The organism is Haladaptatus sp. DYF46, from assembly GCF_021083305.1.
Lineage (GTDB): Archaea > Halobacteriota > Halobacteria > Halobacteriales > Haladaptataceae > Haladaptatus.
Genome location: NZ_JAJFAY010000002.1, coordinates 330,843 through 353,127, shown reverse-complemented (window position 1 = coordinate 353,127; position 22,285 = coordinate 330,843). Strand labels below are relative to the sequence as shown.

Genomic DNA, 22,285 nt, shown 5'->3' with positions numbered 1-22,285 from the left:
CGGGCGTTCGCCCGATTCGCGCGTGCTGCGCGAATCGCGTTCACCGCGCGTCCCGTTGTCCGGACGGGGCGGTTCCCGGCGGTTGACCCTTCCTCTCGCGTGGATTCCGAAACCACTTCCCTCGTTCGCACCGATGGTCCGCCATGGACCAGTCTGCGGAACGGACGAAGATCGAGTGGCGCGAGTGGGGTGACGCGGCGTTCGAGGAGGCACGGGACGCCGACAAACCGATCCTGCTCTCGCTCTCCGCCCGGTGGTGTTCGTGGTGTCACGAGATGGACGAGAAGACGTACGCCGTGCCGACGCTGGCGGCGAACGTCAACGATTCGTTCGTCCCGATTCGGGCGGATATCGACCGCCATCCCCGCGTCAGGGAGCGCTACAACATGGGCGGCTTCCCGACGACGGTGTTCCTCACGCCGGAGGGCGAACACCTGTCCGGCGCGACGTTCCTCGACGCGAACACCATGCGTCAAGTCGTCGGGCAGGTGCGGGACCTCTGGGAGCACAAGGGCCGCGACGCGTCGCAGGTCCCGCGAAACGTCCGCGACCAGAACCCGCCGTCGGGCGAGGTGACGGACGAAATCGAACGCCTGCTGGTCGGCCAACTGGAAGACCGGTTCGACCCGACGAACGGCGGGTGGGGCGACGACGCCAAGTTCCCGCTTCCCCGAACCGTCGAGTTCGCGCTCAAACGCGACCGAGAGCGGGCGCTCGCCACGCTCTCGTCCATCTCGGCGAACCTCTACGACGACTACGAGGGCGGTTTCTTCCGCTACGCCGGTACCCGCGAGTGGAACGACGTTCACCGCGAGAAGATGCTCGACGTGAACGCCGCACTCCTGCGAACCTACGCGAACGCCTACCTGTACACCGGCGAGGAACGCTACCGCGACCCCGCCGCAAAGACCGTCGAGTACCTGACGACGACGCTCTGGGAGGGTGACGCCTTCGGCGGAAGCCAGCGACCCGGCGACGGCTACTACGAGGGAGATGCGAGCGACCGCGAGAGCGAGGAGGCTCCGGCGGTCGATTTCACCGCCTTCGCCGACCGGAACGCGCTCGCCGCCGACGCGCTGCTCACCTACGTCGCCTACACGGACGACGAACACGCCCGCCGCTACGCCGAGCGAACCCTCGATCTCCTCTCGTCGTACGTCGAGGACGGCGCCGTCGTCCACTACCGCAACGGTGACGGGGAGGGAGAACGCGGCCTCCTCGCCGACCAAGCCGCCGTGATTCGAGCGTTCGTCACCGCCGCGCAGGTCCTCAGGAACGAGGGGGACTACCTCGACACCGCTCGCGCCGTCGCCGACCACGCCATCGACACGCTCAGGATGGACGACGGCGCGTTCATCGACGGCCCGGAGGAGGGTCCCGGCCTCCTCGACCGGTCGCTTCGTCCCGTGGACGACAACGCGACGATTGCGGACGCACTGGTCGATTTGGCGATCCTGACCGGCGAGGAGTCCTACGAAATCGCCGCGCGCGACGCCGTCGGTGCCTTCGCCGGTGCGGCCGACAGAATCGGCGTGCAGGTCGCCGTCTACGCGACCGCCGCGTCCCGGTTGTGCCGTCCGCCCCTACAAGTCGTCGTCGCCACCGAACCCGGTTCGAACTTGCACCGTGCCGCGCTCCGTCTCGCCGACCACGAGAAGGTCGTCGTCCTCGACCCCGACGGCGAGTACAAACGAGGCACCGCCCGTCTCGTTGACGGGGAGACGGTCTCCGAACCGGCCATATCTCCCGCCGAGCTGAGTGAACTGGCATCGAGTTTTTTCTGAAGATATCGTCCGAAGATAATCGTCCGTTCGGTCGGATCGTCGGGAACGCACGTAGCGTTTTTATACTGTCGGCCTAATGTCAACAGTTATGGCAAGTCTTCGCGATTTGGGTCTCTCGGAATACGAAACCCGCGCCTATCGGGCGCTGTTGAATACGGGTCCGACGACGGCGAAGGACCTCTCCCGCGTGAGCGAGGTCCCGATGGGACGGATTTACGACGTTCTCAACAGCCTCGAAACGCACAACCTCGTCCGCAGTCAGAGCGCGAGCCGTCCGAAAAAGTACGTCGCGGTCGAACCGAGCACCGCGCTCGACCGGTTGCTCGAAGACAAAATGGACGAACTGAACGCGAAAGCGGACCAGTACGAGGACATCGTCGACGAGTTGAGTACGGAACTCGACACCGTCGAACCCCCCATCGAGGAAGGTTTCTGGACGGCGGCGGTCGGTCCGGAGGAGTCGCTCGAACTGCTCATCGAGCGGTTGGACGCGGCGGAACGTCGAATCGTCATGGTCGCCGGGCGCGTCTCGCCGACGTTCGACATCGGCGACATCGGCGACACCGTCACCGAGCACATCGAACGGGCGCTGTCCCGCGACGTGAAGGTGTCGGTCCTCATGTCGCCGAAACTCGTCGACACGCTCCCCGAGAGTGTCGGACGGCGCTACGCTTCGACCCTCTCCGACCATCCGAAGTTTTCGGTCCGAACGACGCCCGAACTGGACGGCACGTTCAACCTCATCGACGACATCGAGGTGTGTATCGAGGTGGCGAACCCGCTTTCACCCGGTGAGGCGTTCGCCATGATTGACCTGAAGGACCCCGAATTCGCCGCGAACGTCAACAGCCAGTTCTCCTCGCGGTGGGAGGTCGCGGAACCGCTTCACTTCTGAACTACTCGCGCCGAGCGAGGCCGACGAGGTGGCCCGCCTCTTCGAGGACGATTTCGGACACGCCGAGACGAACCGCGTTCTCGCTGCCGGGCAGACAACAGACCGCGGTGCCGTCCGCGACGCCCGCCGTCGCCCGCGTTCCGACGATTTTCGTCCCGATGTCGTCGTATGAGAGTCGGCGGAACAGTTCGCCGAATCCGGGCAGTTCCTTGTCGAGGAGCGGGCACACGGCCTCTATCGTCACGTCGTCCGGCGTGACGCCCGTGCCCCCGGTCGTGACGATGACGTTCACGTCGTCGCGGCCGACGATGTTGTTCACCGTCTTCTGCACCCGGTCGTGATTGTCGGCGACGAGTTCCCTCGTGACGACTTCGTGACCCGCTTCCTCGACCAGTTCGGTGATGGCGTCACCCGCCGGGTCGTCGTCCACCGACCGCGAGGAAGAGACCGTGACGACCGCGAACCCGAGTTCGCTCACGTCGTGGGCGTGGTGGTCGGGATGGTCGTGTCCGTCGTGGGCGTGGTGGTCGGGATGGTCGTGTCCGTCGTGGTCGCGGTGGTCGGGATGGTCGTGTCCGTCGTGGTCGCGGTTTCCCCGTTCGTCGTGACCGTGGTCACGGTCGTCATCGCCGTGCCCGTGGTCGTGACTGCCGTGCCCGTCATCGTCGTGTCCGCCATCGTCGCCGCCGTCGTGCTTCGTCATGCCCGACCGTTGGGCGGCGCACCCCAAAAGTCCACTCGAACCCCCGATTTGCACACAGTTTTAGTCTTCGCCGCTGAGGGTGCACGTATGAAAGCCGTCCAGTTCACGGAACACGGCGGAACCGAGGTCATCGAATACGGCGATTTCTCCGACCCGGAACCCGAACGCGATGAAGTCCTCATCGACGTGAAGGCGGGCGCGCTGAACCACTTGGACGTGTGGACCCGCCGCGGTCTCCCCGGCCTCACCCTCGACATGCCCCACATCCCCGGCAGCGACGGGGCGGGCGAAGTCGTGGCGGTCGGCGAGGACGTGACCCGCTTCGAACCCGGCGACCGCGTCGCCCTCTCGGCGGGCGTCAGTTGCGGCAAGTGCGAGTTCTGCCGCCACGGCCAACACTCGATGTGCGTGAACTACCACATCATCGGCGAGCACGTCCGCGGCGTCCACAGCGAACTCGCCGCCGTTCCCGAGGACAACTTGATAGCGGTGCCCGAAGACGTCGCGTGGGAGACGGCGGCGGCGGCCCCGCTCGTCTTCCAGACCGCGTGGCGGATGCTCATCACGCGTGCAGACCTCACGTCGGGCGACCACGTCCTCGTCCTCGGTGCGTCCGGCGGCGTCGGCCACGCAGCGGTCCAAATCGCCGACTACGCCGGGGCGACGGTGTACGCCACGGGGAGCAGCAAGGAGAAACTCGAACACGCTCGCGAACTCGGTGCCGACCACGCCATCGACTACGAGGCGGAGGATTTCGCCTCGCAAATCCGCGAGTTGACCAGCGGACGTGGGGTGGACGTCGTCGTGGACCACATCGGCAAGGCCACGTGGCAGGACTCGCTCAAGAGCCTCGCCAAGGGCGGCAAAATCGTCACCTGCGGCGCGACGACGGGCGGCCAACCGGAGACCGACATCAACCGAATCTTCTGGAACCAACTCTCGGTCATCGGATCCACGATGGCCAGTCTCGGCGAGGTGGACGACGTGATGGAACTGGTGTGGGACGGCACCTTCGAACCGGCGATTCGGGAGGTCCTCCCGATGAGCGAGACGGCCCGCGCCCACGAGATGCTCGAAAACCGGGAAGGCTTTGGTAAAGTGGTGGTAAAACCCGATAGCGAGCTATGATGACCGAGGACAGCGAACAGCGGGAGTTCGGACGGAGCGGGTGGATTCTGGTCGGCGTGATCGTACTGGCGTTCATCGTTTCGCCGCTCCTCATCTACCTCGACCCGCCGTACCTCCCGTTCAAGTTCGCCTACCTCATCCTGCCGCTCATTCCGGCCCTGCTGCTCGGCGGGACGGCGGTCTGGTCGGCTCAAAAGCGAGTGTAGTTCGGAGGGCGGTACGGGACCGGGCTTCAGCGTTGCGACCAGTCCGATATCGAATCGTTCACTATTTCATCGTCTCGACTCGTTCCCGTAAAACTGTACCATCCGATATACACAAATTTTTCATGGTGTGGGAGAATGACACACACTGAATGAGCGTCATCCACGTCTCGGAGAATCAGGACGGAACGACACATCGACAAGTGGAACTCAAACTCTGGCATCCGGGGTGTTGGACGCTCGAAGTCACCGACGAATACGACGATACGCACATCCTCGAAAAGTCGCTCTACCCGACCGACGAGACGGTCAAAGGAGACTTCATCATCGTCACGAACGGCGACCACGACATCGGAACGTTCGTGGAGGCCATCGACTCCCACCGCGTCGTCGAGAGCACGGCCATCCTGAAACACAGCGGCGACCGCGCCCGTATCGTCGTCACCTACGCGCGTTCGTCCAGCATCGTCCCCGAAATCGTCAACTCCGAGTTCATGCCCATCGAACCCGTCCACATCACCGGCGGATGTGAGTACTGGACCGTCCTCGTCCGCTCGGACCAACTCGAATCCGTGTTCACCAGACTCGAAGACGAGTACGACGTGCAGTTGGAGTCGATTCACGAGGTGGACCCGAACGACAACGTGGAGTTCGCCAACACCAGCGACCGGATCTACGACTCGCTGTCGGCCCGCCAGACGGAGTGTCTCTTCTCGGCGCACGAGGCGGGGTACTACAACTGGCCGCGGGACGTGACGGCGAACGACATCGCCGCCGACTTCGGCATCAGCGGGCCGACGTTCCTCGAACACCTCCGAAAGGGCGAACAGAAGGTCCTCAACGCCTTCCTCTCGAAACTCGCCAAGCGAAACTACTGAGCACGTTGTCACGATAGCCGCATCAGGAACCGCTTTGAGGGTTGACCCGAATCGATTTTTATGCCACTTTCCCCCACGATTTCCGACGTACTGGACGTGAAGTATCCCGGTCCCCCGGCGTGGTCCGCGGACGGCGACTTCCTCGCGGCGACGACCTACGAAGACGACGGAAACGTCCTGTTCGTGACCGACCCGGCCGGCGACTCCCCGTGGAAATTTGTCCCCGAAGAGGGCCACGTCACCGAGTTCGCGTGGTCGCCGACGACCTCCGAACTTCTCGTCGCGACCGACGCGGGCGAGTTGTTCCTCGCCGACCCGGAAAAACGAACGACCGACCTGATTTGCTCCGGTCCGGAGGCCACGGCGTCGTACACGTGGTCGAACGACGGGACGCGCTTTTCGTTCTACCGCGACGGCCGCCCGGTCGTTCGGGACGCGACGACCGGCGCGGAGCGAAGTTTCGACGTTCCCGAGCGCGGACCGTTTCTCGGCGAGGAGCGGATGTTCGCGTGGTCGGACGACGACGCGCTCCTCGTGTACCGGTTCGTCGAGGACGGCACCACGCACGCGGGCGTTATCGATGTGAACTCCGACAGCGGTGACACCGACGAACTCGTCTGGCGTACGCGCGGCGAGATGGCGAGTTCCTGTCCCGCGTGGCTGGCCGACGGTCGCGTCGTTTTCGACCGGCGCGGCGAGGGCGGACGGGTCAGGAGAACGATCGCCGCTGACACCGAAACGGGCGAGGAGAGCGTTCTCGTCAGGGAAATCGACCGCGAACGGGGTATCGTTTCGAGCGGTGCCCCGACGGTGTCCCCCGACGGAACGAAAATCGCGCTCTCGCTCCCGATGGACGGGTGGGACCACGTTCACGTCGTCGACGCGGAAACCGAGGAGCGAACGCAACTCACCGAGGGGTTGTTCGAGGACAAGGGCGTCGCCGACGCGACGCCGCGATGGCTCGACGACGAAACGCTCGTCTTCGCTTCCAACCGGAACGACCCCGGACAGCGCCACCTGTTTTCCGTCTCTCTCGACGGCGAAACGAGGCCGTTCGTGGCGTCGCCCGGAACGAACGTCCACCCTCGGCCAGCGCCGGACGGCGAAACCGTCGCGTACGTCCACGCCGACCGGACGCGATCGCCGGAACTCCGCGTTTCGACCGTGGCTGACGGCGAATCGAGGACGAGGAGGCTCACGCGCTCGTCCGTGGAGGAGTGGCCGACGCCACCCGTCGAACCCGAACGGATCGAGTTCGAGAGCGCGGGACGGTGTATCGACGGCTATCTGCTGGACCCGCGGCAGTCCGATGCCGTCGCGGACGATGCGACGGACCTCCCCGCCGTCGTCTGCGTCCACGGCGGGCCGATGCGCCAAATGCGCGACGGCTGGCACCCGTCGCGCGCGTACGGCCTGTTCTACACCTATCACCAGTACCTCGCCGCAAAGGGATACGCCTGCCTCTTCGTCAACTATCGCGGCGGCATCGGCTACGGGCGGGAGTTCAGACAGGCCATCGCGGGGTCGCGCGGGAAGGACGAAATCGAGGACGTGGCGCGGGCGGGCGAGTACCTGAAATCGTTGGACTACGTGGACGCCGATTCGGTCGCCGTGTGGGGGCTCTCCTATGGCGGTTACGCGACGTTGCAGGTCCTCGGGACGCATCCCGATGTCTTCTCGGTCGGCATCAACCTCGCCGGACTGGCGGACCTCGAACTGTACCGCGAGTGGGCCGAGGAGACGAAATACCCGGCGGCCGTCTCCGCCGAAGCGTTGCGGATGGGCGGCGAACCGTGGGAGGTGCCCGAACGCTGGGACGAGGCCTCCCCGGCGACGCACATGGCGAACTACGAGGTTCCGCTCTACAACTTCCACGGGACGGGCGACCGGTACGTCAACTTCGAGCAACTCGACGTGGTGGTCGAAACGCTCACGGACCTCGAAAAGGAGTTCGACGCCGACCACTATCCCGGCGAGAACCACGTCTTCTCGAAGCGGGCGACGTGGAGGCGAACCTTCAGGAAGGTCGAACGGGTGTTGGAGGACGAACGATGAACGTCTTCATCTCCGCCGATATGGAGGGAATCACGGGAATCGCCGACCCGAGCGACGTGGTGAAGGGCGAGGCCGACTACCCCGCCGGACGGGACGCGATGGTCGGCGACGTGAACGCCGCCGTCGAGGGCGCGCTTGCCGGTGGTGCCGAAGAGGTACTGGTCAACGATTCGCACTCCTCGATGACGAACTTGCCCCGCGAATCGCTGCACGAATCGGCCCGCCTGATTCGCGGCGGCACGAAACCGTGGTCGATGATGCAGGGGCTGACCGAGGACCACGACGTCGTCTTCTTCGTCGGCTATCACGCCAAAGCCGGAACGTCGGAGGCCGTCCTGAACCACACCTACTACGGGCAGGTCCTCCTCTCGCTCCGAGTGAACGGAACGGAGGTCGGGGAACTCGGCTGGAACGCTGGACTCGCGGCCTCGCTCGGCGTTCCGGTCGGTCTCGTTACGGGCGACGACGCGACCCAAACGGAGGCGCTCGACCATCTGGAGGACGTCGAAACCGCCGTCATCAAGGAGGGAATCGACCGGTTCACGGCGAACTGCCTTCCTCCCGAACGGGCACGAAACCGAATTCGAGAGGGCGCGGAGCGGGCGGTCCGTCGAGCGTCCGACTTCGTCCAACCGACGCCGGACGAACCGGTGACCATCGAGGCCGACTGGGCGGCGACGAATCAGGCCGCCAGCGCCGCGGGGATTCCGTCGGTCGAACGCGTCGCTGGTCGGACGACCCGCATCGAAGCGGACTCGTACGTCGCGGCGTTCGAGGCGTCCGTGGCGATGTTGCACGGCGGCGGCGCGGGGAGAAACGAGCTCTACGGATAGGCGGTGGCGGTCCCGCATCGACGATGGTCGACGCTTCTCTCTCGTACCGATTATGTGGTTCCACGGGCGGCGCGCTCGTGGCCGTTTGCTCCTTCTCCCCGTGATACTTCCACGGGTGTGACGAGATGAAAAACAAAATCGAGAACCGGAACAGCACTCGAACCGGCCGCTCGACGGCTATCTCTCCGATGGATTCGAGGGACCGGTCCATGGAGCGAACTGCCCCCGTTTTCGTTGAAAAAGCTTCGTGCTCAGTCGGCCAGTTCCGACACGAACGCGTCGATTCGCTTCCGCGCCCGCTCCTCGTCCTCGCCGACCAGTCCGCCGAGGAGGACGGAGAAAACGACGTCGTTTTCGTCCTCTTTGTGGACGATACCCGAGAGCGTCCTGCTCCCGGTGAGCGTTCCGGTCTTCGCTCGAACGCCGGGAACGTCGGCGAACCGTTCCGCCAGCGTTCCCTCACCGGATGCGGGAAGGGAGTCGAAAAACGTCTCCGACCACGGTTGCTCCGCGACCCATTCAAGCGTCCGCACCAGTCCCCGCGCCGAAATCAGGTTGTAGCGCGAGAGACCGGACCCGTCCCTGATTCGGACGCGTCCCGCATCGCGGGCGTTGAGGAAGTCGCCGACGACGCTTTCCCACGCGTTCCAAGACCCGTCGCCGCGGACTTCGCGGGCGATTGTTCGGGCTAACTGCTCCGCGAGGAAGTTGTCCGAGGGGACGTTCATCTCGCGGACCAGTTCGGCGACGGGCAGGGATTTCACCGTCGCGACCGTTTCGTCCGGTTCGCTCTCGTCCTCGACGCGAAAGCCGCCGTCGTGGTCGATACCCGCTCCTTCGAGCGCGTCACGGAACGCGAGGAGGCAGTGGCGAACCGGGTCGCCGACCGGCACGGGTTCGGTCTGCGCCTCCTCGGATGGTTTCCCGTCCACCCGAATCACGTTCCCCGGACAGTCGCGGAACACCCGCAACTCTTCTGCGGTTTCGTCGAATTCCGTGTGAAGTTCGACGGCGTCGGTATCCGGCGTGACCTCGACGTCGGTGCCGGACACCGTTACCGAAACCGTGTTGCCCGAGAGAGCCAGCGCGGTGCTCTTCGCGCCGTAGCCGTGCCGTCCGTCCTCCCACACCCAGCCCGGTCCGCGTGTCTGGCCGTCGAACGACCCCGTCTCCGCGACGATGTCGGTCACGCCATCGATTCCGGCGTCCCGAACGGATTCGGCGAGTTGCGACAGGTCCGTCGGTGACAGCGACGGGTTCCCGCGTCCCGACAGCACAAGCGAATCTCCCGCCCGCGAGACGCGCGTCTCGAAGCGATAGTCCGGGCCGAGATGGTGGAGGGCGAGGGCGGCGGTGAGCAGTTTCGTGTTCGACGCGGGCGGGAGCGGCACGTCCGGGTTCCGTGACGCGAGAACTGGCCCGCCGCATTCGCGGGCCAGTACGCTCGTTCCGAACGAGTCCGCATCGAGGATATCGGCGTCGGAGTCCATTCCGCTCACCACGTGAACGGTTCCCGTTCGTCGGCGTCGAGGTGGCAGGCCGACTGTTGTCCGTCGGCGACCGATTCGAGTTCCGGCACGTCGGTTTCACACGGGGACCGGTACGCTTCGAGCGCTTCCCGTGCGCCGTCCCAATCCCCGTTTGATGCCGCCGAAACGGCCTGTTCGACCGTCTCGTCGACCGCAACCGGGAGGCTGTCGGTGAAGTAGCCTGACCGAACGGCGGCGGGTTCGGTGTCCGTTTTGAGCGATTCCGCTCGAACGTCCTCCTTGAGGTCCATGTATTCGCGATAGGTCTCGCGGGTGAACGGCTCGGGGACGATGATGTCGGGACAGCGCGTGTGGAACTTACAACCGGATGGTGGATTGCTCGGGCTCGGAACGTCCCCGACGAGTTTCGATTCGACGCCGCGCGTGTCCGGGTCGGGGTTCGGCACCGCGTCGAGAAGCGCGCGGGTGTAGGGGTGGTGTGGCTCCGTGAAGATGCGCTCGACCGGACCCGTCTCCACGAAGTCGCCGAGGTACATGACCGCCACGCGGTCGGCGACGTTTCGGATGACGCTCAAGTCGTGTGTGATGAACAGGTACGTCAGGTCGTACTCGTCCTGTATGTCCTGCATGAGCGAGAGAATCTGGGCCTGCACGCTCATGTCCAACCCGCTCACGGGTTCGTCGGCGACGACGAGGTCCGGGTTGATCGAGAGCGCCCGTGCCAGATTGATGCGCTGGCGTTGCCCGCCCGAGAACTCGTGCGGATAGCGTCCGTAGTGTTCCTCCTTCAACCCGACCTGTCCGAGCAGTTCGACGACGCGCTCCTGTCGCCGCTCTTCGTCCCATCCGGCCGCTTCGAGCGGGTCCGCGATGATGGTTCCCACCTTTCGGCGCGGATTGAGGCTCGATTGCGGGTCCTGAAACACCATCTGGGCGTTCCGGCGGAACGTCCGTTTCGCGTCCGAATCGAACGTCGTCGTCCGAACCCCGCGAAACTCCACCGCGCCATCGGTCGGTTCGGTCAACCCGAGGAGGGTTCGGGCGAGCGTCGATTTCCCACACCCGGATTCGCCGACGACGCCGAGCGTCTCGCCGGGTTGCAGGTCGAAGCTCACGCCGTCGACCGCTCTGACCTGCTTGTCGTCCAGCGTCAGCGGAAAGCCGCCCTCGGCGTTCCATCGGAGCGAACTGATGAACCCGGTGTTCACCGGGAAGTGTTTCGTCAGGTTCTCCACCCTGAGGAGCGGTTCGGTCTGCTCTTTCGGCGGCTGTGTCGCCTGTTGGCTCATGGTTTCCCTCGTGTCGCTCGCTCGTGCAATCGCGGTACCTCACCGCCGTACTCCTCCTCGTAGAGGATGCACGCCGCATCGTGGTTCGCTCCCACGTCGAGTCGCGGCGGTTCGATTCTCGAACAGTCCTCGACCGCCACGGGACACCGCGTGCGGAATCGACACCCGGACGGCGGGTCGATGGCGCTCGGCATCGTCCCCTCGATAGGGTCGAGGTTCTCCACGCGCTCGTCGGGTCGGACGACCGACCGCAGCAGCGACTGCGTGTACGGGTGTTTCGGGTCGCGATACAGTTCCTCGTACGGTGCCTGTTCGACCACTTTCCCGAGGTACATCACGGCCACCCGGTCGCACGTCTCGCGGACGACCCCGAGGTCGTGGGTGACGTAGACGACCGCGGTGTCGTACTTCTCCTGAATCTCGTCGAACAGGTCGAGGATTTGCGCCTGAATGGTCACGTCGAGCGCCGTCGTCGGTTCGTCCGCGATGATGAGCTTCGGATTACACGAGAGCGCCATGGCGATGAGGACGCGCTGGCGCATCCCGCCCGAGAACTCGTGGGGGTACTGGTCCACCCGCTGTTCCGGATCCGGAATTCCCACGTCGTCCAGCAGTTCGATGGCTCGCCGATAGGCTTCTTTCTCGGTGGCGTCGGTGTGATACTCGACGATTTCGGCGATCTGGTTCCCGACGGTGAAGACGGGGTTTAGCGCCGTCATCGGGTCCTGAAAGACGAACGATATTTCGCTCCCGCGGACCTCCCGCCGGAGTTCGCGCTCGGAACACTCGGTCAAGTCGCGCCCGTCGAACCGAACCGAGCCGTCGACCACTTTTCCGGGCGAGTTGACGAGGCCGAGCAGGCTCTTCACCGTGACGCTCTTTCCGGCCCCGCTCTCGCCGACCAGTCCGAGCGTCTCGCCACTTTCCACCTCGAAACTCACGCCGTCGACCGCCTGCACGATGCCGCTCTCGGTGTAGAAGTACGTCCGCAAGTTTTCGACTTCGAGTAGGCTCATCGGTTTCCTCCGCCTCCGTCGGGTCGTTTATGGGCGGTTGTTCCGCCGTCCGTGGCTGTGCCGTCCGTCACCGGTTCGGGTTCGTCCCTCGTTTGGTCGTCGCCGGGCAGGAAGTCGTCGCCGAGTTCGTCCCAGTCGGGCTTCCAGAGTGTGGTCCGCGGGTCCATCGCGTCGCGGAGGCCGTCGCCGAGCATGTTGAACCCCATCACGGTGAGGAATATCATCAGGCCGGGGAATATCGTAATCCACGGCGCGAGGATCATGGCTTCCCGCGAGTTACTCAACATCCGCCCCCACGACGCTGTGGGGGGTTGGACACCGAAGCCGAGGAACGACAGCGCCGCCGCACCAATGATGACGCCGCCCATCGAGAGCGTCGCTTGGACGACCACCGCGGCCAGTCCGTTCGGAACGATTTCCCGGAACAGGATGGTCCGGGTGGGCAGTCCGGCGGCGCGTGCCGCCTCGACGTACTCCTCTTCCCGAAGGGAGAGGACTTCCGAGCGCATCACGCGGGCGTACGCCGGAATGCCGATAACGCCGTAGGCAAGAAAGAGGTTGTAGACGCTACGGCCCATAATGACCATCAGCGTCAGGGCGAGGATGAGACCCGGAATCGAGTACAGCACCTCCAATAGTCGCATGATGAGGTCGTCGATTCTGCCCCCGAAGTACGCCGCCGTCGCACCGCAGGCGATACCGCCGAGGAAGCTGATTCCGACGGAGATGACGCCGATGGCGAGCGCGATTCGACTGCCGTATATCACCCGCGCCAGTATGTCCCTGCCGAACTTGTCGGTGCCCATCGGGTGGGAAAGCGACGGTGCCGCGTATATCTGCATCGTGTCTTGCGCGTGCGGGTCGGCGAGGAGAGCAGTGATGAGGGCCCTGTCGAAAATCACGATGTCGATGGTCGAGAAAATCGCCAGCACGACCAGGATGGCGACGATGAGTCCCCCGGCGATTGCCGTCGGACTGTATCGTAGCTCTCGAAGTGTGCCCCGGAGGCGACTTTCGGTGTCGATTCCGCTCTCGGTAACTGGTTGATTCGTACTCATATCAGTCGTATCTGATCCGCGGGTCGATGTACGCGTAGGCGAGGTCGGTCAGCAGGACGCCGGTCAGGAACAACAGCGCGAACGTCAGGGTCATTCCCATGATGACGCCGTAATCGTTGTTCGTCAGGCCGTTGAAGAACAGCCGACCCATGCCGGGAATGGCGAAAATCTTCTCGATGACGACGCTCCCGTCCAGCAGGAACGACAGTTGGAGGCCGATAATCGTGACGAGCGGCAACAGCGCGTTCCTGAACGCGTGTTTGAGGAGGATTCGTCGCTCGGGCAATCCGTAAGCGCGCGCCGTCTGGACGTAATCCTCTGATAGCTCCTCGACCATGCTGGAACGCGTCATCCGCATCAACGTCGCGGTCATCGCCGTCGAGAGCGTGATGACTGGCATGACGAGCCGTTTCGCGGACTCGACCGGGGCCTGTGCGAAGGGAACGTATCCGGACACCGGAAGCCACTGTAACTTGTATGCGACGATGAACATCAGCATCAGCCCCAGCCAGAAGTTCGGCGTCGAAAGCCCCGCCAGTCCCACAAACCGGGAGACGTGGTCTCCGGGTTGGTTGTGCCGCGAGGCGGCATAAACACCGAGCAGAATCGAGACGGGAAGCGCGATGACGTACGACAGTCCCATCAGGGTGAACGTCGGGCCGATGCGCTCCATCATCAGGTCGATGACGGGTCGTTTCAGCATGAACGACTCGCCGAGATTACCGTGGAGCACCTTGGAGAGATAGTCGAGGTACTGTTTCCACAGGGGTTGGTCGAAGCCGTACTGGTGAATGAGTTGGTCTGCAAGCTCCTTGCTCGGATTCAATCCGAGATAGATTTTGACCGGGTTGCCCGGAAGGGCGTGCATCATTACGAACGTCAACGTGAAAACGCCCAGCAGGACCGGTATCATCTGTAAAATTCGCCGGGCGGTGTATCGGTATATGCTCATGATTTCGTGTGTACGGAAAGGTGGGGGAGTTAGTTGCTAAGCCAGGCGTTCGACCACTCGTTGCAGAGCGGCTGAGCGACGTAGGCGGTCGGGTCGTACTCCTTCACCGACTTGCTCCACGCGGTCGCGGACTGCTCGGAGTACACTTGGATATGCGGGTACTCGGACTGGAACGTCTCCGCGATATCGATGTACAGTTCCCGACGCTTGTCTCGGTCCTGTAACGTGCGTGCTTTGCGAATCTTCGCGTCCGCGTCCTGTAATTTCTTGCTGTCGGGGTAGGCCTGATAGAGCATCCCCGCCGAAGCGTTGCCGACGTAATCGTCCGGAACCGGGCTGTCGTCGTTCTGCGGGTCGCGGAACAGGTAGTAGAAGAACCCGTCGGGGTCCTGCCCGCCGGACCAACCGTAGAACGTCACGTCGTACTTGCCGTTGTCCAGCAAGTCGAGCCACTGCCCGATGGTTATCTCCCGAACGTTGGCTTTGATTCCCACCGTCTCCATCTCGTTCTGGAGCTTGATGGCCATGTTTTTGAACTTCCCAGAGGTGGCCGTCGGCAGGTCCACTTCGAAGCCGTCGCCGTAGCCCGCCTCTTCGAGCAACTGCTTTGCCTTGTCGCGATCCTTTTTGGGGAAGTACTTCTTCTTCCATTCCTGCCACGGGAAGTCCCACGCCTTGTTGACCTCCGTCGGCATGTACCCGTAGGTGCGCTTGCCGAGTTCTCCCTTCGTCACCTTCAGCATCTCGTCGTAATCGACGAGGTACTGCATGGCCTTGCGCACCTTGCGGTTGTCGAACGGCTCGTGGTTCGCGTTGAATATGAGGCCGTTGTAGTCGAACTGCGAGATACGCTTCATCTTCAGCTTCTCTTTCTTCTGGGCCTCACCGAGCAGCTTTTCGGGGACGGACGACTGGTTGACGCCGCCGCTTGCCAGTTCGAAGAACGCGGTCTGTGGTTCGGGGATGACGCGGTATTTGAGCTGCTTGAGGTTCGGCGCTTCGATGAAGTAATCGTCGAACCGTTCGAGGGTGAGTGAGGACCCGGCCTGCCAGTTCTTGAGTTTGAACGGCCCGGTTCCGACGGGTTTCCGGCCGAACTTCTTCTGTCCCTTGTCGCTCGCGTACTTCTTCGGGACGATGGCGGCGTTCATGCCCGCCAACGTCTGTTCGAACAGCGCGTAAGGGTGTTTGAGGTTGAACGTCACTTCGAGGTCATCTGATTTCTTTACGCTGTCGATGAACGAGAGGTTCTCCTGATTCGTGGATTTGTTGTCGGAGTCGAGCACCCAACTGAACGAGTACTCCACGTCGTCGGCGCTGAGTTTGGCCCCGTTGTGGAACGTGACGCCCTCCTTGATCGGAACGGTGAACGTCGTATCGTCCCGTTGTTTCGGGAGCTCTTTTGCGAGGTGCGGAACGATACCGCTCCCGTCGGGCTTGATGGCCAGCAGGCCGTCGAAGAGGTAATGCAACATTCCGTTCGCCCACGCGAGTTCGTTCATCCGCGGGTCGAGAGTCGTCGCCTGTTCGGGTGCGACGTTGACGAACGTTCCACCCTTCTTCGCGTTGTCGTTGCCGCCATCGTCTCCACCGGTGTCCGTGTCGTCGGAATCGGTCGTTCCTGCTCCGCCGGAGTTGTCACCGGTCGTACTCTTACCACCACAGCCAGCCAGTGCCGTCGCACCGCCGAGCGCGCTGACCGTCAAAAATCGACGTCTGTTCAACGAGGGTTCGTATTTGTCTGTCATAGTATCGGTCTTCGGGACGAAAGCCCCGGTTCGTGATACCTAATAGCAAAGATGGACGTGGCATATAACGCCGCCCTTTCATACTAGGGTCAACGAGAAACGACCGTTACCTGCACGCTGTCACGCACATTTTGATATTCGTAATCCGTCGCAAGAAACGCCGTGAGCGTGTGCGTTCCGGGTTTCGGTTTCCACACGTCGCCGTCGGTTCCGGAGCGACGGACCTGTCCGTCCCATGACCCTTCGAACAGTCTGACACCGCGGCGTCGGAACGAGACCGTCCGCGGCGTCTCCGGCGGTTCGAACCCCCGTTCGTCGGCCTCCGGGATTCCGTCCACCGACCAGCCCCAGAGTTTCGCTCCCGGTACTCGAACGCTCAACGGCACCGGAAAGCGGTTTTCTATCTTGAATAGGAACCTGCTCGGTTCGCCGGCGACGATTTCGCGTGGCGCACGGAGTTCGACGGAGAGACACCGGAGCGCGATCCGATTCGGGACCAACCCGGCGAAGAACCCCCCCGACTCCTCGATGCCGCCCGCCGGGTCGGGCGACAGCGTCCCTGACGGTTTCATGGCTTCGTCACGGTACCCGTCACGCAAAGGTCTTTCTCACGGCATGTGCCGTTGCGAATGTCTTTCTCACGGCATGCGCCGTTGCGAATGTCTTTCTCACGGCATGCGCCGTTGCGAATGTCTTTCTCACGGCATGCGCCGTTGCGAATGTCTTTCTCACGGCATGCGCCGTTGCGAATGTCTTTCTCACGGCATGCGCCGTTCGAAATATCTTTTTCACGGCACGTGCCGTTCGAAATATCTTTCTCCCAGCACATCTCACGGGTGCGACGGGTCGTTCAACGATTCGGGAACGATGTCCTTGCCGAGCACGTCGTCGCACGACTCGCGCGCTCTAATGAGGTCGTACGCGCCGTCGCTTCGAACCAGCACGACCGGCGGTTTCGGTTCGGCGTTCGTGTGACTCGCACTGCCGAGCGAGTACGCGCCGATGCGGTCCACCGCGACCACGTCGCCGGGTCCGAGTTCGGGAAGCGGAACGTCCTCGCTCACCACGTCGCCGGTGTAACAGAGCGGTCCCGCGACGTGGTACGTCCGCGTCCGTTCGCGGTCCTTCACCGCGTAGACGGGGTACGGCCAGTAGGACGACACCGCGTTCGTGCCCCCATCGAGCACGGCGAAATCGGCGTATGGCGTCTCCTTGATGACACCGACCGTTCCCAGAAAGGTCCCGGCGTTGCCGACGAGACGCCGTCCCGGTTCGACGAACAGGCGCGGTTCGTCGAGGTCGTACTCCGCACACGTTTCCCGGACCGTCTCGGCCATGTGCGCAACGATAGTTTCCGTGTCCGGGACCGCCTCGTCGTAGGGGACGGGGAACCCGCCGCCGAGGTCGAGGACCTCGATTTCGACGCCGAGTTCGTCCCGCACGGCCGCCGCGAAGCCGAGCATTTCGCGGGCCGCGACGCCGTAGGGTTCGACGCCGCGAATCTGGCTGCCGACGTGCAACTGGACGCCGGCGAGCGAGACGGCGTCGGATTCGGCGGCCTGCCGCGCGACCGCCATTGCCCGCCCGCTCTCGATATCGAGGCCGAACTTGCTTTCGCGGGTCGCCGTCGCTACCTCCGGGTGAGTCGGCACTTCCATCGCGGGGTTGCCGCGAATCAACACGTCGGGAACGGTTCCGGTCGCCTCCGCGGCCACGATTATCTTCTCCAACTCCGTCGCGTTGTCCACGAGGAGGTGGGAAACGCCCCAGTCAAGCGCCCGTTCGATGTCCTCGGGCGCTCGGTTCATCCCGGTGAGAAGCACGTCCTCGGCCTCGAACCCGGCGCGTTGCGTGGCGGTCAGTTCGCAGCGAGCGTAGGCTTCCGCCTTGCACCCCGCGTCCCGAAGCACCGAGAGGATGCCGAGGTTGTAGTTCGCCTTCACGGCGAAGTGAACCTCGGAGTCGGGGTAGTGTTCGTCCAACACGCTCCGCAGCGTCCCGTAGTTCGTGCGCAGATCCTCCTCGAAAAAGACGTACAGCGGCGACCCGAACGACGACACGAGGTCGTCGGCGTGTCTGCGCAATCGCTCTTTCCGGTCCCTGAGTTCCATGTCCGAACTTCCCACAAAGGGCCGATAACGGTTGACCCTCCCATGCTAGGTCGAAATCGATCCCCGGTTTCCCGTCTACCGCCGCCGAAGCGTCCCCGACGCGAAACTATTTGTAGGAACGAGGAACCAGTGTGTCGCCATGGCCACGAAACCGGAGTCGATGACTGATGCGCCCTGAGACACCAGCCATCGACACGCGCGACGAACTGTCGGCCGTCATCGCCGAGTACGGCGAGACCCTCGACGGTCACCTCGGCGTCTTTCTCGGGTTTCCGTCCGGCCCGGACGAGTTCGACGTCGTCTGTTCCCGCGCCGAAACGCGCGTCTTTCAGAGCGCGAGCACCGTCAAACTCCCCGTCCTCTACGCCCTCTACGAGCGGTACGATACCGAGGACCGACTCGCGGAACTCGACCGGCCCTGTCCGCTCTCACCCGAAAACCGCGTCGGCGGAAGCGGGTTGTTACACCTCCTCGACGCCACGCCGACGGTCGAGGACCTCGCACGGGCGATGATCTCGGTGAGCGACAACGCCGCGACGAACCAGCTCATCGACCGTCTCGGAATGGCGGCGGTGAACGATGCCGCGGCCCGCCTTGGCATGGACCGGACCCGCCTCGCGCGAAAGATGATGACGACGCTCGAAGAGACGGAGTTCGAGGGGTCCGACGTACACGTCCCCGCAGGTGAACCGACGAACGCGACGACTCCCCTCGATTGTGCGCGGTTCTTCGCGGACCTCGTGTGCGAAAGGACGCTCTCTCCCGCCGCCTACGAACGGATGACCGTTCCGCTCGCCGAACAGAATGACACATCGATGGTGCCGCGCTATCTCCCCTACGAAACCGACGTCGCGCACAAAACCGGACGTCTTCCGACCGCGGCGCTCGATGCCGGATTCCTGTCGGTCCCGACTCGGGACCGACCGCTCGTCTTCTCCGTCTTCATCGATGAGGTTGGCGGTGCGGAGTCGGAAACGGAGGGAGGAACTTCCGACACGGGTGCCGACGCGGCGGACGCCGTCGCCGAAATCGGCGACGCGGTGTTCTCGTGGCTCAGATGAGGCGTCGTGCGAGTTCGAACGTCTCGTCCAAATCGGCGATGTACGCGTCGCTCTCGGGGTCGAGACTGTTGATGACGACGGCTTCAGCACTGCCGTAGGCGTGGACGTACTCGTCGCCGCCGAGGCTAACGGCGACGTGACCGGGAAAGAAGAGCAAGTCGCCCGGACGGAGTTCGTCGCGTTCGACCGATTCGCCCATGACCCGCTGTTGATCCGCGTCGCGCGGAAGGACGAGTCCGTTGACCCGGTAGGAAATCCACGCCAATCCCGAACAGTCGATTCCCTCGCTCGTCATGCCGCCCCATTCGTACTCCGTCCCGAGGAACGTCCGTGCGACTTCGACGACGTCTTCCACGGTGGGGTTCCCGGGTGGCCGCTGGACCGCCTCGTCCGACGGGACTTCTTCGCCGGTCCGGAGGACCGCCGTTGCTTCGCTTTCGTCGTCGATTCGGCAGGGAGTTCCAGCGTACACCGTCTCGTCTCCCGCTGTCGTCGTATCGCGAGCGACGACGGCGTTCATCCCTTCGATCGCCACTTCGCCGAGTGCGCTTTCAGCGACCCAGCCGAGATAGCCGTCGGGCGTCAGCACCCGCGTCCAGTCGCCGTCGTGGTCGAAGACACCGACTCGCGCGCCGTACAGGACCTGCGTCACCTGCTCCGCGTCGTCGTCCGCGTCCCCCAGAACCGGGACGACGGACCGCGTGACGGTCCCGTCCGTTCGGAGCGTTTCGAGAACGGTGAGTTCGCCGGTCGTCGTTCGTCCCGTCGCGCGGGCGACTTCCTCGCGCGCTTTCCGTTCGAGACGCGGCGTGGAAACCGTCCCGCGGAGTTCGATCCCGTCGCCGTTCGACTCGGGAGTCACGTCGAAGACGGTCACCCGAAAATCGGGTGCGTGTCTCGTCTCACAGCGCTGTAGCGCTAGTTTCGCGCGATGGGTCGGGTCCATTGGTTCGGTCCCGCCGATGGGTTCCGTTTCGTCCATGTCCCCTGTGTTCGAAGCGACGTGAAAAATCCACACCCTAGTTGGCTACCGTTCGGGTCGAACTCGGTCGGTCCCGGATTGCCGTCCGGGTCTCGTCGAATACTCGTCATCTACTCCAGATGCACCACTTCCGATTCGAATCGCTCTCCGGTCCAGCGCCACGACCCGACGAACGGGTGTGACCCGTTCAGCGAGACAATTACGTACGAGTATCCGTCCCACGTCGCGTCCGCGGCGTCGGTTTCGCTGGGTTCGTCCGGCCCGATCGGATGGGAGTGATAGAAGCCGATGACTTCACGGCCGTCTTCCTCGATTCGGTCCATGACCGCGAGTTGCTCCTCCGGGTCGATCTCGTAGTTCGTTCGCGTGTCCGTCGCGACGTTCTCCGCGTGAAACACCTCCTCGACGGCCGTGTGGTCGCCGCGGGTTCCGGCGAGGATGCCGCAGATTTCGTCGGGGCGACCTCGGCGCGCGCGACTGATGAGCGTGTCGTACGCTTCGCGCGAGAGGGCAAGCATGGTCGTGAATTCGGTTCGAAGCCGTATAAACGGGGAGGCCACCCCCAACCGAAACCCACTTGCAGGGGAAGCGGCAATCGACTGACGCGCGAGGGTTGCCAAGCTAGGCCAACGGCGGCGGGCTTAAGACCCGCTCGTGTAGACGTCCATGGGTTCGAATCCCATCCCTCGCATGAGTCGGCGCGACAGTCCGTCGCGCCGTGCGAATCGACCGGATGGGTTCGAATTAGACCGAGGTTCTGCGCTTCGCGCAGGTTCTCGGGCGTTGTTCGAATCCCATCCCCCGAACCCTCCAAAACAATCGGATTCTTAACTTGTTGTATCAAATGAAGATAGACGATACCGGAATGAGAAATGCTATCACGTCTGTCGAATACGTAGACCTGTCTTCATCTATAATTATTGACTATTTCAAGGTCCGCCCATAAATTCCACACAAATAAAACCAATCAGACAAAATTATTGAACGATATTTACCTTTGTTCCGAATAATCGTAACAATAATCACCCGGTACTGAAAATCGATGAATATCGACCCATGGTTTCGGTTCAGACGCGAACGTCGGTGCCCCGTGTACTCTCCCTTTTACTCATCGCAGGGCTCCTCGTCGTCGGGAACGCTACACCTCTAACCGGGAGCGGCGGCGATTCGGCGCTCGCACTCGCGCCGACGACGAACTCGACTGCGACCAGTACGAACACGACCAACACGACCGTTACCGACACGACGCTCTCGACCACGACGACCGGGACGACCACAACTGGAACGACTACGGCGGGAACGACTACGACAACGACCGCCGGGACTACGACGACTGGGACGACCACCGAGACCACGACGACTGGAACGATCACAACGACGACTCAGCCGACGACGACAACCACGACCATTACAACCACTACGCCAACCACAACCCCTACGCCAACCACAACGACCGCAACGACGACTACAACGACCACGACAACCCCGCCGCCGACAACGACCGTTCCTCCGACTTCTACGACGACTTCTACATCCACGACGACCGCGACCTCGACGTCTACCACGCCACCGCCATCTACCACGACAACGCCGCCCACCACACCGCCATCTACCACAACGCAACCATCTACCACGCAGTCCACGACAGCAACGCGAACGACCCGTGCATCGACGACCACCGCGACGCCAGCGAGCACCACGACGGAGACGACCCGTGTATCGACCGAAACGGATTCCTCCACGGCGTCGGAGTCATCGACGGAAACGACCACCGTGACGACCGACACCGCACGCGAAACGACGCCGACGAGGACGACAACCGAGGACGGGACGACGAACGTGGTCTCCGCCCCGAACGGTTCGACGGCGAGTTCGAACACGTCGGAGAGCGCCGGAAACCTCGCTCCACCGAGCGGCGGTGGTGGTGGGTCCGTGGGCTGGTCCGTCGGAGAGATTTTGGCTCTCCTCGTGGTTTGTCTCGGATGCCTGCTCATCGGCGTTCCGTGGATGTTCTCCCGCGCATATGAATGGGTAGGGTGAATATCGATGGCGATTTCGTGGTTCGCTAATCAAGCGCGGGAGCCAACTAAATACCGCAC

Annotated in this window: 22 protein-coding genes and 1 tRNA gene; 9 read left to right on the top strand and 14 right to left on the bottom strand. The window is 63.4% G+C overall.

The window, feature by feature from the left end:
* The first annotated feature begins 143 nt into the window (after nucleotides 1-143).
* Nucleotides 144-1,784: a DUF255 domain-containing protein gene (locus LJF34_RS12955; protein ID WP_231185430.1), complete on the top strand. Its 1,641-nt coding sequence runs from the start codon at nucleotides 144-146 to the stop codon at nucleotides 1,782-1,784.
* Nucleotides 1,785-1,872: 88 nt separating this feature from the next.
* Nucleotides 1,873-2,679, top strand: a complete 807-nt coding sequence (locus LJF34_RS12950) for a helix-turn-helix domain-containing protein (RefSeq protein ID WP_231185429.1) — start codon at nucleotides 1,873-1,875, stop codon at nucleotides 2,677-2,679.
* A 1-nt stretch (nucleotide 2,680) separates the two neighbouring features.
* On the opposite strand, the gene LJF34_RS12945 is transcribed toward LJF34_RS12950, so the two are convergent.
* Nucleotides 2,681-3,382, bottom strand: coding sequence for a MogA/MoaB family molybdenum cofactor biosynthesis protein (locus tag LJF34_RS12945; protein ID WP_231185428.1), 702 nt, complete (start codon nucleotides 3,380-3,382; stop codon nucleotides 2,681-2,683).
* A gap of 87 nt (nucleotides 3,383-3,469) precedes the next feature.
* Between LJF34_RS12945 and LJF34_RS12940 the strand changes: the two genes are divergently transcribed.
* The 5 genes from LJF34_RS12940 to LJF34_RS12920 all read left to right on the top strand — a co-directional run bounded on the left by LJF34_RS12940 (nucleotide 3,470) and on the right by LJF34_RS12920 (nucleotide 8,479).
* Nucleotides 3,470-4,510, top strand: a complete 1,041-nt coding sequence (locus tag LJF34_RS12940; protein ID WP_231185427.1) for a zinc-binding dehydrogenase — start codon at nucleotides 3,470-3,472, stop codon at nucleotides 4,508-4,510.
* Nucleotides 4,510-4,716: a hypothetical protein gene (locus LJF34_RS12935; RefSeq protein ID WP_231185426.1), complete on the top strand. Its 207-nt coding sequence runs from the start codon at nucleotides 4,510-4,512 to the stop codon at nucleotides 4,714-4,716. Before LJF34_RS12940 ends, LJF34_RS12935 begins: the two co-directional genes overlap by 1 nt.
* A gap of 149 nt (nucleotides 4,717-4,865) precedes the next feature.
* Nucleotides 4,866-5,591 carry a helix-turn-helix domain-containing protein gene (locus LJF34_RS12930; protein WP_231185425.1) on the top strand — a complete coding sequence of 242 codons (726 nt, stop codon included), beginning with the start codon at nucleotides 4,866-4,868 and terminating at the stop codon, nucleotides 5,589-5,591.
* Nucleotides 5,592-5,651: 60 nt separating this feature from the next.
* Entirely contained in the window at nucleotides 5,652-7,646 is a 1,995-nt protein-coding gene (locus tag LJF34_RS12925) for a prolyl oligopeptidase family serine peptidase (RefSeq protein WP_231185424.1), read from the top strand.
* Complete coding sequence (locus LJF34_RS12920; RefSeq protein WP_231185423.1) at nucleotides 7,643-8,479, top strand: M55 family metallopeptidase; 837 nt, start codon at nucleotides 7,643-7,645, stop codon at nucleotides 8,477-8,479. The genes LJF34_RS12925 and LJF34_RS12920 overlap by 4 nt, the downstream gene beginning before the upstream one ends.
* A gap of 251 nt (nucleotides 8,480-8,730) precedes the next feature.
* On the opposite strand, the gene dacB is transcribed toward LJF34_RS12920, so the two are convergent.
* The 9 genes from dacB to lysA all read right to left on the bottom strand — a co-directional run bounded on the left by dacB (nucleotide 8,731) and on the right by lysA (nucleotide 18,143).
* Nucleotides 8,731-9,969, bottom strand: coding sequence for a D-alanyl-D-alanine carboxypeptidase/D-alanyl-D-alanine-endopeptidase (dacB, locus tag LJF34_RS12915; protein ID WP_231185422.1), 1,239 nt, complete (start codon nucleotides 9,967-9,969; stop codon nucleotides 8,731-8,733).
* Between the two features lie 5 nt (nucleotides 9,970-9,974).
* Entirely contained in the window at nucleotides 9,975-11,258 is a 1,284-nt protein-coding gene (locus tag LJF34_RS12910) for an oligopeptide/dipeptide ABC transporter ATP-binding protein (RefSeq protein ID WP_231185421.1), read from the bottom strand.
* Entirely contained in the window at nucleotides 11,255-12,274 is a 1,020-nt protein-coding gene (locus LJF34_RS12905) for an ABC transporter ATP-binding protein (RefSeq protein ID WP_231185420.1), read from the bottom strand. The genes LJF34_RS12910 and LJF34_RS12905 overlap by 4 nt, the downstream gene beginning before the upstream one ends.
* Entirely contained in the window at nucleotides 12,271-13,332 is a 1,062-nt protein-coding gene (locus LJF34_RS12900) for an ABC transporter permease (protein WP_231185419.1), read from the bottom strand. The genes LJF34_RS12905 and LJF34_RS12900 overlap by 4 nt, the downstream gene beginning before the upstream one ends.
* A gap of 1 nt (nucleotide 13,333) precedes the next feature.
* Nucleotides 13,334-14,284, bottom strand: coding sequence for an ABC transporter permease (locus tag LJF34_RS12895; protein ID WP_231185418.1), 951 nt, complete (start codon nucleotides 14,282-14,284; stop codon nucleotides 13,334-13,336).
* A 29-nt stretch (nucleotides 14,285-14,313) separates the two neighbouring features.
* Nucleotides 14,314-16,032, bottom strand: a complete 1,719-nt coding sequence (locus LJF34_RS12890) for an ABC transporter substrate-binding protein (RefSeq protein ID WP_231185417.1) — start codon at nucleotides 16,030-16,032, stop codon at nucleotides 14,314-14,316.
* An 89-nt stretch (nucleotides 16,033-16,121) separates the two neighbouring features.
* Nucleotides 16,122-16,604, bottom strand: coding sequence for a hypothetical protein (locus tag LJF34_RS12885; RefSeq protein ID WP_231185416.1), 483 nt, complete (start codon nucleotides 16,602-16,604; stop codon nucleotides 16,122-16,124).
* Nucleotides 16,601-16,861, bottom strand: a complete 261-nt coding sequence (locus tag LJF34_RS12880; protein ID WP_231185415.1) for a hypothetical protein — start codon at nucleotides 16,859-16,861, stop codon at nucleotides 16,601-16,603. Before LJF34_RS12880 ends, LJF34_RS12885 begins: the two co-directional genes overlap by 4 nt.
* Before the next feature lies 1 nt (nucleotide 16,862).
* Nucleotides 16,863-18,143, bottom strand: a complete 1,281-nt coding sequence (gene lysA / locus LJF34_RS12875; protein ID WP_231185414.1) for a diaminopimelate decarboxylase — start codon at nucleotides 18,141-18,143, stop codon at nucleotides 16,863-16,865.
* Between the two features lie 167 nt (nucleotides 18,144-18,310).
* Between lysA and LJF34_RS12870 the strand changes: the two genes are divergently transcribed.
* Nucleotides 18,311-19,204: a serine hydrolase gene (locus LJF34_RS12870; RefSeq protein ID WP_231185413.1), complete on the top strand. Its 894-nt coding sequence runs from the start codon at nucleotides 18,311-18,313 to the stop codon at nucleotides 19,202-19,204.
* Here LJF34_RS12870 and LJF34_RS12865 read toward each other — a convergent pair.
* Together LJF34_RS12865 and LJF34_RS12860 are read right to left on the bottom strand one after the other, a co-directional pair.
* A complete protein-coding gene (locus LJF34_RS12865) occupies nucleotides 19,197-20,186 on the bottom strand; it encodes an NlpC/P60 family protein (RefSeq protein WP_231185412.1) in 990 nt (329 codons plus the stop codon). The two genes, LJF34_RS12870 and LJF34_RS12865, sit on opposite strands and share 8 nt — an antisense overlap.
* A 110-nt stretch (nucleotides 20,187-20,296) precedes the next feature.
* The gene (locus tag LJF34_RS12860; RefSeq protein ID WP_231185411.1) at nucleotides 20,297-20,704 is read right to left on the bottom strand and encodes a desampylase; all 408 of its coding nucleotides are present in this window, start codon (nucleotides 20,702-20,704) and stop codon (nucleotides 20,297-20,299) included.
* A gap of 88 nt (nucleotides 20,705-20,792) precedes the next feature.
* Between LJF34_RS12860 and LJF34_RS12855 the strand changes: the two genes are divergently transcribed.
* A tRNA-Leu gene (locus LJF34_RS12855) sits at nucleotides 20,793-20,877 on the top strand.
* A 376-nt stretch (nucleotides 20,878-21,253) separates the two neighbouring features.
* Here LJF34_RS12855 and LJF34_RS12850 read toward each other — a convergent pair.
* Nucleotides 21,254-21,532 (bottom strand): hypothetical protein, encoded by a 279-nt coding sequence (locus LJF34_RS12850; protein ID WP_231185410.1) that lies wholly within the window; start codon nucleotides 21,530-21,532, stop codon nucleotides 21,254-21,256.
* 36 nt (nucleotides 21,533-21,568) lie between these two features.
* The gene (locus LJF34_RS12845; protein ID WP_231185409.1) at nucleotides 21,569-22,180 is read right to left on the bottom strand and encodes a hypothetical protein; all 612 of its coding nucleotides are present in this window, start codon (nucleotides 22,178-22,180) and stop codon (nucleotides 21,569-21,571) included.
* Nucleotides 22,181-22,285: the final 105 nt, after the last annotated feature.